12 protein-coding genes and 1 tRNA gene are annotated in these 12,249 nt (G+C 69.1%); 9 read left to right on the top strand and 4 right to left on the bottom strand.

Features of this window, described 5'->3' with window-relative positions:
- The first annotated feature begins 67 nt into the window (after positions 1–67).
- From M3195_RS17115 to M3195_RS11145, 3 genes are read left to right on the top strand one after another with little or no spacing between them, the layout of a single operon-like run.
- Positions 68–1,291 (top strand): ABC transporter ATP-binding protein, encoded by a 1,224-nt coding sequence (locus tag M3195_RS17115; RefSeq protein ID WP_251587451.1) that lies wholly within the window; start codon positions 68–70, stop codon positions 1,289–1,291.
- On the top strand, positions 1,267–2,832 hold the full coding sequence (locus M3195_RS11140) for a hypothetical protein (RefSeq protein ID WP_251587453.1): 1,566 nt from the start codon (positions 1,267–1,269) through the stop codon (positions 2,830–2,832). The genes M3195_RS17115 and M3195_RS11140 overlap by 25 nt, the downstream gene beginning before the upstream one ends.
- Before the next feature lie 40 nt (positions 2,833–2,872).
- On the top strand, positions 2,873–3,139 hold the full coding sequence (locus M3195_RS11145) for a DUF3039 domain-containing protein (RefSeq protein ID WP_028503536.1): 267 nt from the start codon (positions 2,873–2,875) through the stop codon (positions 3,137–3,139).
- Positions 3,140–3,148: 9 nt separating this feature from the next.
- Here the strand turns inward: M3195_RS11145 and M3195_RS11150 are convergent, their stop codons facing one another.
- Complete coding sequence (locus M3195_RS11150; RefSeq protein WP_251587457.1) at positions 3,149–4,474, bottom strand: nicotinate phosphoribosyltransferase; 1,326 nt, start codon at positions 4,472–4,474, stop codon at positions 3,149–3,151.
- 71 nt (positions 4,475–4,545) lie between these two features.
- On the opposite strand from M3195_RS11150, the gene murI reads away from it, so the two are divergent.
- From murI to M3195_RS11175, 5 genes are all read left to right on the top strand, one after another.
- Positions 4,546–5,373 carry a glutamate racemase gene (murI, locus tag M3195_RS11155; protein WP_251587459.1) on the top strand — a complete coding sequence of 276 codons (828 nt, stop codon included), beginning with the start codon at positions 4,546–4,548 and terminating at the stop codon, positions 5,371–5,373.
- Positions 5,374–5,430: 57 nt separating this feature from the next.
- On the top strand, positions 5,431–6,165 hold the full coding sequence (gene rph, locus M3195_RS11160) for a ribonuclease PH (protein WP_251587461.1): 735 nt from the start codon (positions 5,431–5,433) through the stop codon (positions 6,163–6,165).
- Complete coding sequence (gene rdgB, locus M3195_RS11165; protein ID WP_251587467.1) at positions 6,165–6,758, top strand: RdgB/HAM1 family non-canonical purine NTP pyrophosphatase; 594 nt, start codon at positions 6,165–6,167, stop codon at positions 6,756–6,758. The genes rph and rdgB overlap by 1 nt, the downstream gene beginning before the upstream one ends.
- A gap of 61 nt (positions 6,759–6,819) precedes the next feature.
- Positions 6,820–7,395 carry a dihydrofolate reductase family protein gene (locus M3195_RS11170; RefSeq protein WP_251587468.1) on the top strand — a complete coding sequence of 192 codons (576 nt, stop codon included), beginning with the start codon at positions 6,820–6,822 and terminating at the stop codon, positions 7,393–7,395.
- A 92-nt stretch (positions 7,396–7,487) separates the two neighbouring features.
- On the top strand, positions 7,488–8,408 hold the full coding sequence (locus M3195_RS11175; protein WP_251587469.1) for a cation diffusion facilitator family transporter: 921 nt from the start codon (positions 7,488–7,490) through the stop codon (positions 8,406–8,408).
- Between the two features lie 6 nt (positions 8,409–8,414).
- On the opposite strand, the gene ligD is transcribed toward M3195_RS11175, so the two are convergent.
- Positions 8,415–10,379, bottom strand: a complete 1,965-nt coding sequence (gene ligD / locus M3195_RS11180) for a non-homologous end-joining DNA ligase (RefSeq protein ID WP_251587473.1) — start codon at positions 10,377–10,379, stop codon at positions 8,415–8,417.
- Between the two features lie 58 nt (positions 10,380–10,437).
- On the opposite strand from ligD, the gene ku reads away from it, so the two are divergent.
- Positions 10,438–11,307 (top strand): non-homologous end joining protein Ku, encoded by an 870-nt coding sequence (ku, locus tag M3195_RS11185; protein ID WP_251587481.1) that lies wholly within the window; start codon positions 10,438–10,440, stop codon positions 11,305–11,307.
- 19 nt (positions 11,308–11,326) lie between these two features.
- On the opposite strand, the gene M3195_RS11190 is transcribed toward ku, so the two are convergent.
- On the bottom strand, positions 11,327–12,097 hold the full coding sequence (locus M3195_RS11190; RefSeq protein WP_251587483.1) for a DedA family protein: 771 nt from the start codon (positions 12,095–12,097) through the stop codon (positions 11,327–11,329).
- A gap of 66 nt (positions 12,098–12,163) precedes the next feature.
- A tRNA-Leu gene (locus tag M3195_RS11195) sits at positions 12,164–12,245 on the bottom strand.
- Positions 12,246–12,249 lie beyond the last annotated feature (4 nt).

A 12,249-nucleotide genomic window follows, 5' to 3' on the forward strand; every position in this document is an offset into this window, starting at 1 on the left:
AGCCGAGCGAAAGGCTGCGGAGACAGCCGAGAGAGAGCAGACGACCGCACTCGCCCAGACCGAGGTCGTGTCGGCGTCGGGGCAGGCGCCGGCTCAGGCCTCCACCTCGGAGCCCGCACGCGAGACGACCTCCGTCTCTGAAGTCACGCCCGAGATCGCGACGGAAGTGCCGGTCGAGTCGGACGCGCCGATCGAGTCGGGCGACCCCGTCGAGCCGGAAGTCCCGGTCCAGTCGGGAGCCGCGGTCGAGCCGGAGGCATCGGTCGAGCCGGAGGCGCCGGTCGCGGCGGAAGAATCGGTGGACACAGAAGCCCCCGTCGAGTCGGACGCCGCTTCCGAGCCGCAGCCCGTCGTCGCGGTCGAGACGGCCGAGGGCGACGCCGTTCAGACGACCGACGCTGCGGTGTCGGATGTCGAGGCTCCCGCCGCGGCGGCCACATCCGTCGAGACGGTCGACGCGGCATCCGACGCCGCGGCGCAGTCGACCAGCCCGCAGGCGCGTGCGGCGGGCGAGCCCGCAGCGGAACCCGGCGGCGAGGCGATCCGTATTCGAGGACTCGTCAAGAACTTCGGCGATCATACCGCGGTGAACGGCATCGATCTCACGGTTCCGGCCGGATCGTTCTACGGCATCGTCGGCCCGAACGGCGCCGGAAAGACCACGACCCTGTCGATCGTGGCCGGGCTGCTCCGCTCCGACAGCGGCAGCGTCGTCATCTGCGGCATCGACCAGGCGACCAAGCCGACGGCGGCGAAGCGCATGATGGGTGTTCTCCCCGACAGGCTCCGCACGTTCGATCGGCTCACCGGACGGCAGCTCCTCTACTACTACGGACTGCTGCGCGGGCTGGCCTCCGACGTGATCGAGAAGCGCGTCGGCGACCTCGCCAGGGCCTTCGACCTCGGCGATGCGCTCGGCCGCGTCGTCTCCGATTACTCCGCCGGCATGACGAAGAAGATCATGCTCGCGGGAGCGATGATCCACTCGCCCCGAGTGCTGGTGCTCGACGAACCGTTCGAGGCCGTCGATCCCGTGTCGTCCGCAGTGATCCTCGACATTCTGCGCGCATACGTCGCGCACGGGGGCACGGTCATCCTCTCCAGTCATGGCATGGACCTGGTCGAGCGTGTGTGCTCGCGCGTGGCGATCATCGTCGGTGGCGACGTGCTGGCCGAGGGGACGATCGACGAGGTGCGCGCGGGGCAGACCCTCGAAGCGCGCTTCGTCGAGCTGTCCGGCGGCATCGGCGAGGTGGAGGGGCTCGAGTGGCTGCACACGTTCTCCGACTGAGGGCGGCGCTTCTGGTCGGTTCGCTCCGCGGAGACCGACGGATGCGCACCCTGCTGATGTTCGTCGTCGTCCTGGCGGTTACCGCCGTTGTGTGCACGGCGATCCTGAGCCTCGACGACGCACCCGTCGAGGTTGCGCGCACCGTGACGGTGCTCGGCAGCGGCGCGCTCTTCCTCGGCTTCCTGGTCGGTCCGCTGCTCGTGGGGGCCACTGACCAGCTCGACCCGCGTCGCTTCGCCGTCTTCGGCGTCGACGAGCGGCAGATGCCGTGGATCCTTGCGCTCGCCTCTTTCGTGAGCGTGCCGAGTCTCGCCGTCGTGGCCGTGCACGCGAGCGTGTGCACAGTCGCCATCCGTCTGGGAGCGCCGTGGCCGGCAGCGGTGCTGATGAGCATCCTCGCCGCACTCTCGACCGTCCTCGTCGCCCGCATCGGGATGGCCCTCAACGCCCTCCTGCTGCCCGAGCGCCGTTCGCGCGAGCTCACCGCCCTCTTCGCGCTCGCCGTTCTGGTCGTCGCATTCCCTGTCGCGGTGTTCCTGGCGTCGCTGAACTGGGAGGGACAGGTCCCCGCGTCCGTGGCGAACGTCGCCGCGATCGTGGGTCTCACCCCGATCGCGGCCGCCCCGCGGTTCCTCTTCTCGGCGGCGGCGGGCGACATGTCGAGCGCCTGGGCCAGCGGCCTCATCGCCGTTGCGACCGTCGCGGTGCTCTGGGTGCTCTGGACGTGGCTCGTCCGTCGGTTGCTCACGACCACCGAGCGTCCGGCGGCATCGCGTGAGCGCACCGGGCTCGGCTGGTTCGGTCTTCTGCCGTCCAACGCCTTCGGCGCCATCGCCGCGCGCAGTCTCGTGTACTGGCTGCGCGACCGCCGCTACATCATGAACGTGATCGTCGTGCCGGTCGCGGGTGTCCTCACCGTGCTCCCGCTCCTCGTCGCCGGTGTGCCCCTCGAGATCGCAGCGCTGTTCCCGGTCCCCGTGATGGCGCTGTTCTTCGGCTGGCTGCCGCACAACGACGTCGCCTACGACTCCACCGCGCTGTGGACGCACGTGGCCAGCGGCGTCCGCGGCGCTCCCGACCGGCTCGGGCGGCTGGTCCCCGTCGTGCTGGTCGCGGTTCCGGTGCTCGCGATCGCCGTGCCGCTCACTCTGCTCTGGATCGACGACTGGCGGCTGCTGCTCCCGCTCGTCGGTCTCGGAGGGAGCCTCCTGCTCGCCGGCCTCGGGCTCTCGAGCATCGTCTCGGCCGTCGCGCCCTACGCGGTCTCGCGCCCCGGCGACAGCCCGTTCCAGCAGCCGCAGCGCTCGGCCTCCCGCGGGATCTTCGGGCCGGCAGCCGCGTTCCTCGGTGCGATCGTCGTCAGCGCCCCGACCGTGTGGCTGTTCGTCCTGACCGTCTTCGAGGGCTCGGGATATGCGTCGGCGACGTTCTGGAGCGGGCTCGGGACGGGCATCGCGGTACTCGCGATCGGTGTGACGGTGGGCGGTCTGATCTTCGAGCGCGGCGGTGAGAGGCTGATGGAGTTCGTCGAGACCGCATGACGCCCGCCCGACCCCGTGCGCGCGCGGCTAGAATCTCGTCATGAGTACTCCGCTGGACAGCCCCGATCAGGGCGGCGTGGCAACGCTTGATCGCGAACTGGAAGAGCTCCTCCGGGAGGAGAATCTCGAACCGGGGGACCACGAGCGCTTCTCGCACTACGTGAAGAAGGACAAGATCCTCGAGTCCGCGATCACCGGCAAGCCGGTGCGCGCGCTGTGCGGCAAGAAGTGGACTCCGGGCCGTGATCCGGAGAAGTTCCCGATCTGCCCCACGTGCAAGGAGATCTACGAGTCGATGGTCGGCTGACCGGCCGAATCACTCGGCGTCGACGAAGACCGTCGGGATCGCGGGATCCGACTTGCTGAGCGCGAGCGCGCGCACGGGCAGTTCCTCGCGTACGCGCAGGTGGTGCTGCCTCGCGGCGGCCGTACCGGGCGCACCCTCGAACGACCGGTCGATCGCACCGTGGTCGACGAACGTCGTCTGCAAGGCGCGACCGTCGGGGTGCTCCGCTGCGGTTCCGAGTTCCTCGAAGCCGTCCGAGACGACGACGGTCTCGGTGGTGGCCACGCCGTCGGTCAGTGTGCGGAACGCGGCCTTGCGTCCGCCGTGGGACGCCTTGTCGGTGGAGGCCTTCGCGACGCCGACCCACGACCCGTCGGAATCCTGTCGTGCCACCAGCTTGTAGACCATGCTCGCTGTGGGGTACCCCGATCCGGTCACCACCGACGTGCCGACGCCGTAGGCGTCGACGGGGGAGGCGGCGAGGGCGGCGATGGCGTACTCGTCGAGGTCGCTCGTCACCGTGATGCGGGTGCCGGTCGCGCCGAGCTCGTCGAGCTGCGCGCGTACCTCCGCGGCCACGATCGGCAGATCGCCGGAGTCGATGCGCACTCCGCCGAGTCCGGTGCCCGCGACGCGGATCGCCGTCTCGACCCCGGTGCGGATGTCGTAGGTGTCGACCAGCAGCGTGGTTCCGGTGCCGAGGCTCTCGATCTGCGACCGGAACGCATCCTCTTCGTTGTCGTGCAGCAGCGTCCAGGAATGCGCCGCGGTGCCCATCGTCGGGATGCCCCACTGCCGCCCCGCCTCGAGGTTGCTGGTCGCTCCGAAGCCGGCGATGTAGGCGGCTCTGGCGGCGGCGACGGCCGAGCGCTCCGCCGCTCGTCGCGATCCCATCTCGGCGAGCGGACGCTCTCCCGCGGCGATGCTCATCCGCGACGCGGCGGTCGCGACAGCGGAGTCGTGGTTGAGCACGCTCAGAGCGAGGGTCTCGAGCACGACGGCATCGGCGAAGCTGCCCTCGACGGTGAGGATGGGGGAGCCGGGGAAGTACAGCTCGCCCTCGCGGTAGCCGCGGATGCTGCCGGTGAAGCGGTAGGCCTCGAGATACTTCAGCGATTCGGCATCCACCACGTGGTTGTCGCTCAGGAACCGCAGCTCATCGTCGCCGAAGCGGAAGTCCCGCAGGAGTGCGAGCAGGCGCCCGGTGCCGGCCACGACGCCGAAGCGGCGTCCGCCGGACAGCCGCCTCGAGAACAGCTCGAAGACACTGGGCCGAGCGGCCGTCCCGTCGCGCAGGGCGGCGGCGAGCATGGTGAGCTCGTATCGATCGGTGAGCAGCGCCGTGGACGTCGTCATGCGCTCAGCTTAGTGACGGCGGGCTCGGCGGACGCCGCGCATGTCGGTGCGCCCGAGTAGGCTGGGGAGTCATGAATGACGCGCCGATCGGAATCTTCGACTCCGGTGTCGGCGGGCTCACGGTGGCCAGGGCCATCCGCGCCCAGCTGCCCCGTGAGTCGTTCGTCTACATCGGCGACTCGGCCCACTCGCCGTACGGGCCGAAGCCCATCGCCGACGTGCGCCGCTACTCGCTCGAGGTGCTCGACACGCTGGTGGATCAGGGCGTGAAGATGCTGGTGATCGCCTGCAACACGGCATCCGCCGCGATGCTGCGCGACGCCCGCGAGCGCTACGACGTGCCGGTGGTCGAGGTGATCGGTCCTGCGGTGCGCCGAGCCGTGTCGACGACGCGCAACGGCCGGGTCGGGGTCATCGGCACGGTCGGTACGATCGGCTCGCGCGCCTATCAGGACATGCTCGAGGTCAACGAGCGGTTGCGGGTCTTCACCGCGGCCTGCCCGCGGTTCGTGGAGTTCGTCGAGGCGGGCATCACCGGGACGCCCGAGGTGCTCGCCACCGCCGAGGAGTATCTCGCTCCGCTCAGGGAAGCCGACGTCGACACCCTCGTGCTCGGATGCACGCACTACCCGTTCCTGCGCGGCGCAATCAGCTACGTGATGGGCGAGGGAGTGACGCTGGTGTCGAGTGACGACGAGACCGCCGGTGATGTGTATCGCCAGCTGGTGCGGGGGGACCTCCTCGCGCCCGCCGACGCGACCGCCTCGTACGTCTACGAGGCCACGGGCGCCTCGACCGCCGAGTTCACCGCTCTCGCCAACCGTCTGATGGGACGCGAGGTTCGCGACGTGCAGCTCGTGCAGACCGGTGTGATCACACTTCCCGACGCCGTCCACTGACCTGACCGCAGGCCCCCGCCCTCCGCCGCCCCCGCGTCCCCCATCGAAGGAATCCCCATGTCAGACACCGTCCGCGCCGACGGGCGCTCCACCGACCAGCTCCGCGAGGTCACGATCGAGCGTGGCTGGAGCGCTCACGCCGAGGGATCGGCACTCATCAGCTTCGGCGGAACCAAGGTGCTGTGCACCGCGTCGTTCACCAACGGCGTGCCGCGATGGCTCACCGGCAAGGGCAAGGGCTGGGTCACGGCCGAGTACTCGATGCTGCCCCGCGCCACCAACAGCCGCAACGACCGCGAGAGCGTCAAGGGGCGCATCGGCGGCCGCACACACGAGATCTCGCGTCTCATCGGGCGCGCGCTGCGCGCGGTCGTCGACACCAAGGCGCTCGGCGAGAACACGATCGTGATCGACTGCGACGTCCTGCAGGCCGACGGCGGCACGCGCACGGCCGCGATCACCGGTGCATACGTCGCCCTCGCGGACGCGATCGAGTGGGGTCGCGAGAAGAAGTTCATCGGAAAGAACTCCACGCCGCTGATCGACTCCGTCTCGGCCATCTCGGTCGGCATCATCGACGGCGAGCCGATGCTCGACCTCGCCTACGTCGAGGACGTGCGCGCGGAGACCGACATGAACGTCGTCGTCACCGGTCGCGGTCTCTTCGTCGAGGTGCAGGGCACCGCCGAAGGAGCTCCGTTCGACAAGCGAGAGCTCGACGCGCTGCTCGACCTGGGCGTCACCGGATGCAACGATCTGAAGGACGCTCAGCGGAAGGCGCTCGCGGGCTGATGCGGGTCGTCCTCGCCACGCACAACCCGCACAAGGTCACGGAGTTCCAGCAGATCGTGTCGTCGACGCGGCCCGATCTGGAGATCGTCGCGTACGACGGGCCTGAGCCGGTCGAGGACGGTGTGACCTTCGCCGAGAACGCGCTCCTCAAGGCGCGCGCGGCGTCCGCGCACACCGGGCTCCCTGCCCTCGCCGACGACTCCGGGATCTGCGTCGATGTGCTCGGCGGATCTCCCGGCGTCTTCTCCGCGTACTGGGCCGGTCAGAAGAAGGATGCCGCGGCCAACCTCGAGCTGCTCCTCGACCAGCTGCACGACATCGCCGACCCGCACCGCTCGGCGCACTTCACCTCGACGATCGCTCTGGTGATCCCGGGTGGCGCCGAGCACGTGGTCGAGGGCATCTGGCCCGGTCGACTCGCTCACGCGGCATCCGGAGTAGGCGGGTTCGGTTACGACCCGATCTTCGTCCCCGACGGGCAGCCGGCGGGCGAAGAGCGCTCGGTGGGGGAGCTCTCGGCCGAGGAGAAGCAGTCGCAGTCGCACCGGGCCCGGGCGTTCGCCGAACTCGTACCCCTGCTCGCCGCCCTCTAGCTGATCCGACGACAGTCACTACGCTTGACGTACTTCAATTGTAGTGGTTACTGTCGTGAGCATGAGAGAGCTCACCTACTACATCGGCGTCACGCTCGACGGGTTCATCGCGGGGCCGGCTGACGAGGTCGACTTCTATCCCGTGACGGAGGGCTTCGCCGAGATGCTCGGCACCGAGCTGTCCGACATCCAGCCGGCTTTCGTGCGTGCCGGTCGAGGAGGAGCGGATGAACCGCTGACCCGCTTCGACACCGTGGTGATGGGGCGACGCACGTACGAGCCGGCGCTCGCGCAGGGGGTCGTCGATCCCTATTCGCATCTGCGCACGATCGTGGTGAGCACGACGCTCGACGATCCGCGGCACGACAACGTCGAGATCGTTCGCACCGACCCCGTGGCGCGAGTCCGCGAACTCAAGGTCGAGGACGGCCTCGGCATCTACCTGGCGGGCGGAGGCGGTCTCGCCGGCGTTCTCCTCGGCGAGATCGACCGACTGATCGTCAAGAAGTACCCGGTGATCGCCGGCTCCGGCATCCCCATGGTCGACCACGGGTTCCGGCCGACACCGTTCGCGCTCGACCGCGTGCGCACGTTCGACAACGGCTGCGCGGTCATGGAGTACACGCGGTCGCGCTGAATCGACGACCCGCGAGCCTACTGAGAATCATCACCATTCCCGAGTAGCGGGATCCGCCCCGAGCGGACGGATCCCGCCTCTAGCCTTGTCACATGCATGATCACGCGCCCGCCGCTGGCGGCATCCGCTCGGCCAGCCATCGTCGCCTCCTGGCGATCTCGCTGACGTTGACGGCGACGATCATGGTTGTGCAGGTCGTCGGCGCGATCCTCACGGGATCGCTCGCCCTGCTGGCCGACGCGGCGCACATGTTCACCGATGCGTCCGCCCTGGTGATCGCGCTCATCGCCGCAGCGGTCGCCGCACGGCCCGCCGACGACCGGCGCACGTTCGGCTATCAGCGGGCCGAGGTGTTCGGCGCCCTCATCAACGCGATCATCCTCATCCTCCTCTCCGGGTGGGTCGGCGTCGAGGCGATCGGCCGTCTCGTCGACCCCGGCGACACGGAGGTCGCCGGCGGCCTCATGCTCGTCGTCGCCGCGGTCGGGCTCATCGCCAATGCCATCTCGATGTGGCTGCTGAGCCGCGCCCAGCGCAGCAGTATCAACGTGCGCGGCGCGTACCTCGAGGTCATGGGCGACCTCATCGGCTCGGCGATGGTGATCGTCGCCGCCATCGTGATCGTCACGACCGGGTGGATGCCGGCCGACGCGATCGCCTCGCTGGCGATCGCCGTCATGATCATCCCGCGCGCGATCGCCCTGCTCCGGGAGGTGTTCTCCGTGCTCTCCGAGTCGGCGCCGAAGGGGACGGCGGTCAGCGACATCCGCCGGCACCTGCTCGACTACGACGGCGTCGTCGGGGTGCACGACGTGCACGTGTGGCAGCTCACAAGGGGCGCGCCGGTGTTCAGCGCGCACGTGAGCGTCGAGCCGGCTCTGCTCGCCGACGGCCGCTCCGCGCGGCTCCTCGCCGACATGCAGTCCTGTCTCGCCGAGCATTTCGACGTCGAGCATTCGACCTTCCAGATCGAACCGGCGGAGCAGTCGGACTGCGAGCCGCACCACGCGTGACCGCTCTCAGGACTCGATGACGACCTCGTCGGGACTCTTGTCGGGACGCAGTCCTCGCCACCGCGCATGCCGCAGGACGCCGTCGGGTGTCCAGTTCGCGAACTCGACCTCTCCGACCAGTTCTGCGCGCACCCACAGAGCATCCGAGGCGTCCGGCGCCGGCACGCCGTCGAGCGGGGCGTCCGCCACCCGCAGCGGAGCGAGCCGGGCGAGCAGATCCCGCAGCATCCGGTCGGTGAAGCCTGTGCCCACCCGACCGACGTAACGCAGGGGTCCGTCATCCGGCACGGCGAGGAGCAGCGACCCGAAGGTGCCCTCGCGATCTCCCTTGCCCGGGCGGATGCCGACGATCACCACCTCCTGCATGCGGGTGTTCTTGAGCTTCAGCCAGGAGGGCGACCGCTGACCCGGGCGGTACCGGGAGCGCGGATCCTTGACGACGACACCTTCCAGCCCGAACTCGTCGCTGGCGGCGAGAGCGGCATCGACGTCGTCGAAGACGGGCGGCACCTGGATCGGGGCATCCAGGTCGGAGACGACGTCTTGTAGAAGAGTCCGCCGCTGCGACAACGGCAGGGACGAGAGATCGTGCCCGTCGAGACGCAGCAGGTCGAACACCATGTACACGATGGGGGTGCGGACGACTTCGCGCTCTATCTCACGCGGTCGGGTGAGGTGCATGCGGTTCTGCAGCAGTGAGAAGCTCGGGTGACCGCGCGCGTCGAAAGCGACGATCTCGCCGTCGAGGATGGCGTCGTCCACCGGAAGGAATGGGGCACCGTCGGCGGTGAGCTCGGGATATCGGGCGGTGATGTCTATGCCGCTGCGGGCGTGCAGCAGCATCCTTCCGCTCGCCCAGGTGCCGATCGCGCGGATGCCGTCCCATTTCACCTCGACCCAGGAGGGATCGCTGAGACCGCGAGCGATCGCGGGCGTGCCGTTCTCGGCGAGCATCGGGGAGACGGAAGCCGGCGTCGAGCCGCCCGGCGACGGGGACTGCGCGGCGGCTATGCGGGGGCGATGTTCCTTCCGCGCCGGCGGCGCAGGGGGCGGCGCCTCGGAGGTCGCCGTCACCGCATCCGTCCCCGGACGCAGCGTGACGAGCGGGTCCCCGCCCGACGCCACCCGCTCGAGAACCTCCTCGAAGTCGAGCTGGCGCAGATCGGGGTCGTCGAGCTCGTCCCACGTGCGCGGCGCGGCGACCCAGGGCTGGGCGCGACCCCGCATCGAATACGGCGAGATCGTGGTCTTGCGGCCGTTGTTCTGGCTCCAGTCGAGGAACACCTTGCCACCGCGCGCGACCTTGGCCATGGTGCTGGTCGCGAGGTCGGGGTGGTCGTTCTCGATGAGGCGCGCGACCTCCTTCACGACGGCGGAGATCTCGTGGCTCGTCTGCTGGCCGGGGAGGTTCGCATAGAGGTGGATGCCCTTGCTTCCGCTCGTGACCGGAATCGGTTCGAGCCCGATACCCGTCAGGATGCCGCGGGCGATGCGCGCGACCTCCGCGCACTGCGCGAGCTCGACGCCGGGGCCCGGATCGAGGTCGAGCACGAGGCGGTCGGGGCGTCCCGGAAGTCCATCGGGAGTGAAGCGCCACTGCGGCACGTGCAGTTCGATGGCCGCGACCTGGGCGAGCCACACGAGCGTGGGCACGTCGTCGACGAGCGGGTAGTCCTTCGGTCCGTCGGAGTGCTCGATGGGCTGGCGGGGTATCCACTTGGGTGCCCCGGGTTCGAGCTGCTTCGTGAAGAAGGAGTCCTCCGGGTTCCGTGCGGTGCCGACGCCCTCGACCCAGCGCTTCCTGGTCACCGGTCGGCCGTCGAGCAGGGGGAGCAGCACGGGCGCGATCGCCGTGTAGTACGCGATGACCTCGCCCTTGGTGGTGCCGGTGTCGGGGTAGACGACCTTGTCGAGGTTGGTCACGCGCAGGCGGCGGCCCTCGATCTGCACGTTCTGCGCCTCCGGAGCCATGACGCCAGCGTAGTCAAGGGACTGGTTGTGACAGGTGCGACTGGTGTTCACTGATCTCATGAGGACGATCTGGAAGGGCGCCCTGACGTTCGGGCTCGTGAACGTGCCGGTCAAGGTGTACTCCGCGACCGAGGACCACGACGTTCCGCTGCACCAGGTGCACGATAAGGACGGCGGGCGCATCCGCTACCAGCGCACATGCGAGGTGTGCGGCGAGACCGTCGCCTACTCCGACATCGATCGCGCCTACGTCGACGACGGCCAGACGGTCGTGCTGACGAAGGACGACCTCGCCGCGCTGCCCGCCGAGCGGAGCCGCGAGATCGACGTCGTCGAGTTCGTGCCGTCCGAGCAGGTCGACCTGCTCACCCTCGACAAGGCGTACTACCTGGAACCCGACTCGAAGTCGCCGAAGGCATACGTGCTGCTGCGCAAGACCCTCGAGCAGACCGACCGCACCGCGATCGTGCGGTTCACCCTGCGACAGAAGACCCGGCTCGCGGCGCTGCGCGTACGGGGCAAGGTCCTCGTGCTGCAGACGCTGCTCTGGGCCGACGAGGTGCGCGAAGCCGACTTCCCCGCCCTCGACGAGGACGTGCGCATCTCGAAGAAGGAGCTCGAGCTGTCGTCGTCTCTCGTAGACAGCTACTCGGCCGACTTCGATGCCGAGTCGTTCGTGGACGAGTACCAGAAGGAGCTGCGCACCCTCATCGACGCGAAGATCGAGGCGGGCGACACGTTCGACGTCTCCGACACGTTCGGCGAGGAGGATGCCGACGCCAAGAGCGGCGAGGTCATCGACCTCATGGAGGCGCTCCGCGCCAGCGTCGCGAAGTCGAAGGCCGCGCGGTCGGGCGGCACCGACGCGGAGGACGACGAGAAGCCGAAGAAGTCCTCGAAGCCGGCGGCGAAGAAGAAGGCCGGCTGACCGGCATCCGCCCCGCGGGTCAGTGCTTGCCGTCGCCGTCGAAGTCGGGTGCGCGGTCGAACACCTCGGGCTCGAGCGCGAGCTCCTCAGCCTCTGCCGCATCGGTCGTGGCATCGCCGGCCGCCGCCGCCTTCTTGGCCTTGTGGCGCTCGGACAGGTAGTGCCACAGCGTGACGAGCGCGGTGCCGCCGACCGCCGCGAGCAGGATCAGGTCGATGTAGCTCTCGACGAAGTGCGCGACGGGCGGGATGAAGCCGATCAGGTAGCCGAACATGGTGAGTCCGAAGCCCCAGAGCACGGCGCCGATGAGGTTGTAGAGCGTGTACTTGCGCCATGGCATGTGGCCGACACCCGCGGCGACCGGGGCGAAGGTCCGGACGATCGGCACGAAGCGGGCGAGGATGACGGTGATGCCGCCGAAGCGCTCGAAGAACGCGTTCGTGCGTTCGACGTTCTTCTTGCTGAAGAGTCCTGACTCCTTGCGCTCGAAGACCGCGGGGCCGCCCTTGTGGCCGATGACGTAGCCGACTTCACCGCCGACGAACGCCGCGAGGCCGATGAGCAGAGCCACGAACCACACGTTGACGCCGAACACTCCGTGCTCGGACCCGGCCAGAGGGTGCGACAGGAGGCCGGAGATAACCAGCAGGGTGTCGCCGGGGAGCAGGAAGCCCACGAGGAGTCCGGTCTCGGCGAACACGATGAAGCAGACCACGAGAAGCGCCCAGGGGCCGGCCGTGCCGATGATCGTGGCCGGGTCGAGCCAGGGGATGAGGGCGGCGTGGTGCATGGAGTTCCCGTCGTCGAGCTGTGTGCGGCGGTCTGGTCGTCGGCCGCGGAGGATGCGACTGATCGGTGCGGAAGGTGGGACTTGAACCCACACGCCCTGAGGCACAGGAACCTAAATCCTGCGTGTCTGCCAATTTCACCACTCCCGCGCGG

The sequence above is a fragment of the Microbacterium hydrocarbonoxydans genome, from assembly GCF_023715885.1.
GTDB lineage: Bacteria > Actinomycetota > Actinomycetes > Actinomycetales > Microbacteriaceae > Microbacterium > Microbacterium hydrocarbonoxydans_C.

Coding starts and splice junctions, on each gene's coding strand:
- ligD (WP_251587473.1), bottom strand. CDS start 10,379: ATGGCTCCGGAGGCGCAGAACGTGCAGATCGAGGGCCGCCGCCTGCGC.
- rdgB (WP_251587467.1), top strand. CDS start 6,165: ATGCGGGTCGTCCTCGCCACGCACAACCCGCACAAGGTCACGGAGTTC.
- murI (WP_251587459.1), top strand. CDS start 4,546: ATGAATGACGCGCCGATCGGAATCTTCGACTCCGGTGTCGGCGGGCTC.
- M3195_RS11145 (WP_028503536.1), top strand. CDS start 2,873: ATGAGTACTCCGCTGGACAGCCCCGATCAGGGCGGCGTGGCAACGCTT.
- M3195_RS11175 (WP_251587469.1), top strand. CDS start 7,488: ATGCATGATCACGCGCCCGCCGCTGGCGGCATCCGCTCGGCCAGCCAT.
- M3195_RS11150 (WP_251587457.1), bottom strand. CDS start 4,474: ATGACGACGTCCACGGCGCTGCTCACCGATCGATACGAGCTCACCATG.
- M3195_RS11190 (WP_251587483.1), bottom strand. CDS start 12,097: ATGCACCACGCCGCCCTCATCCCCTGGCTCGACCCGGCCACGATCATC.
- M3195_RS11170 (WP_251587468.1), top strand. CDS start 6,820: ATGAGAGAGCTCACCTACTACATCGGCGTCACGCTCGACGGGTTCATC.
- ku (WP_251587481.1), top strand. CDS start 10,438: ATGAGGACGATCTGGAAGGGCGCCCTGACGTTCGGGCTCGTGAACGTG.
- rph (WP_251587461.1), top strand. CDS start 5,431: ATGTCAGACACCGTCCGCGCCGACGGGCGCTCCACCGACCAGCTCCGC.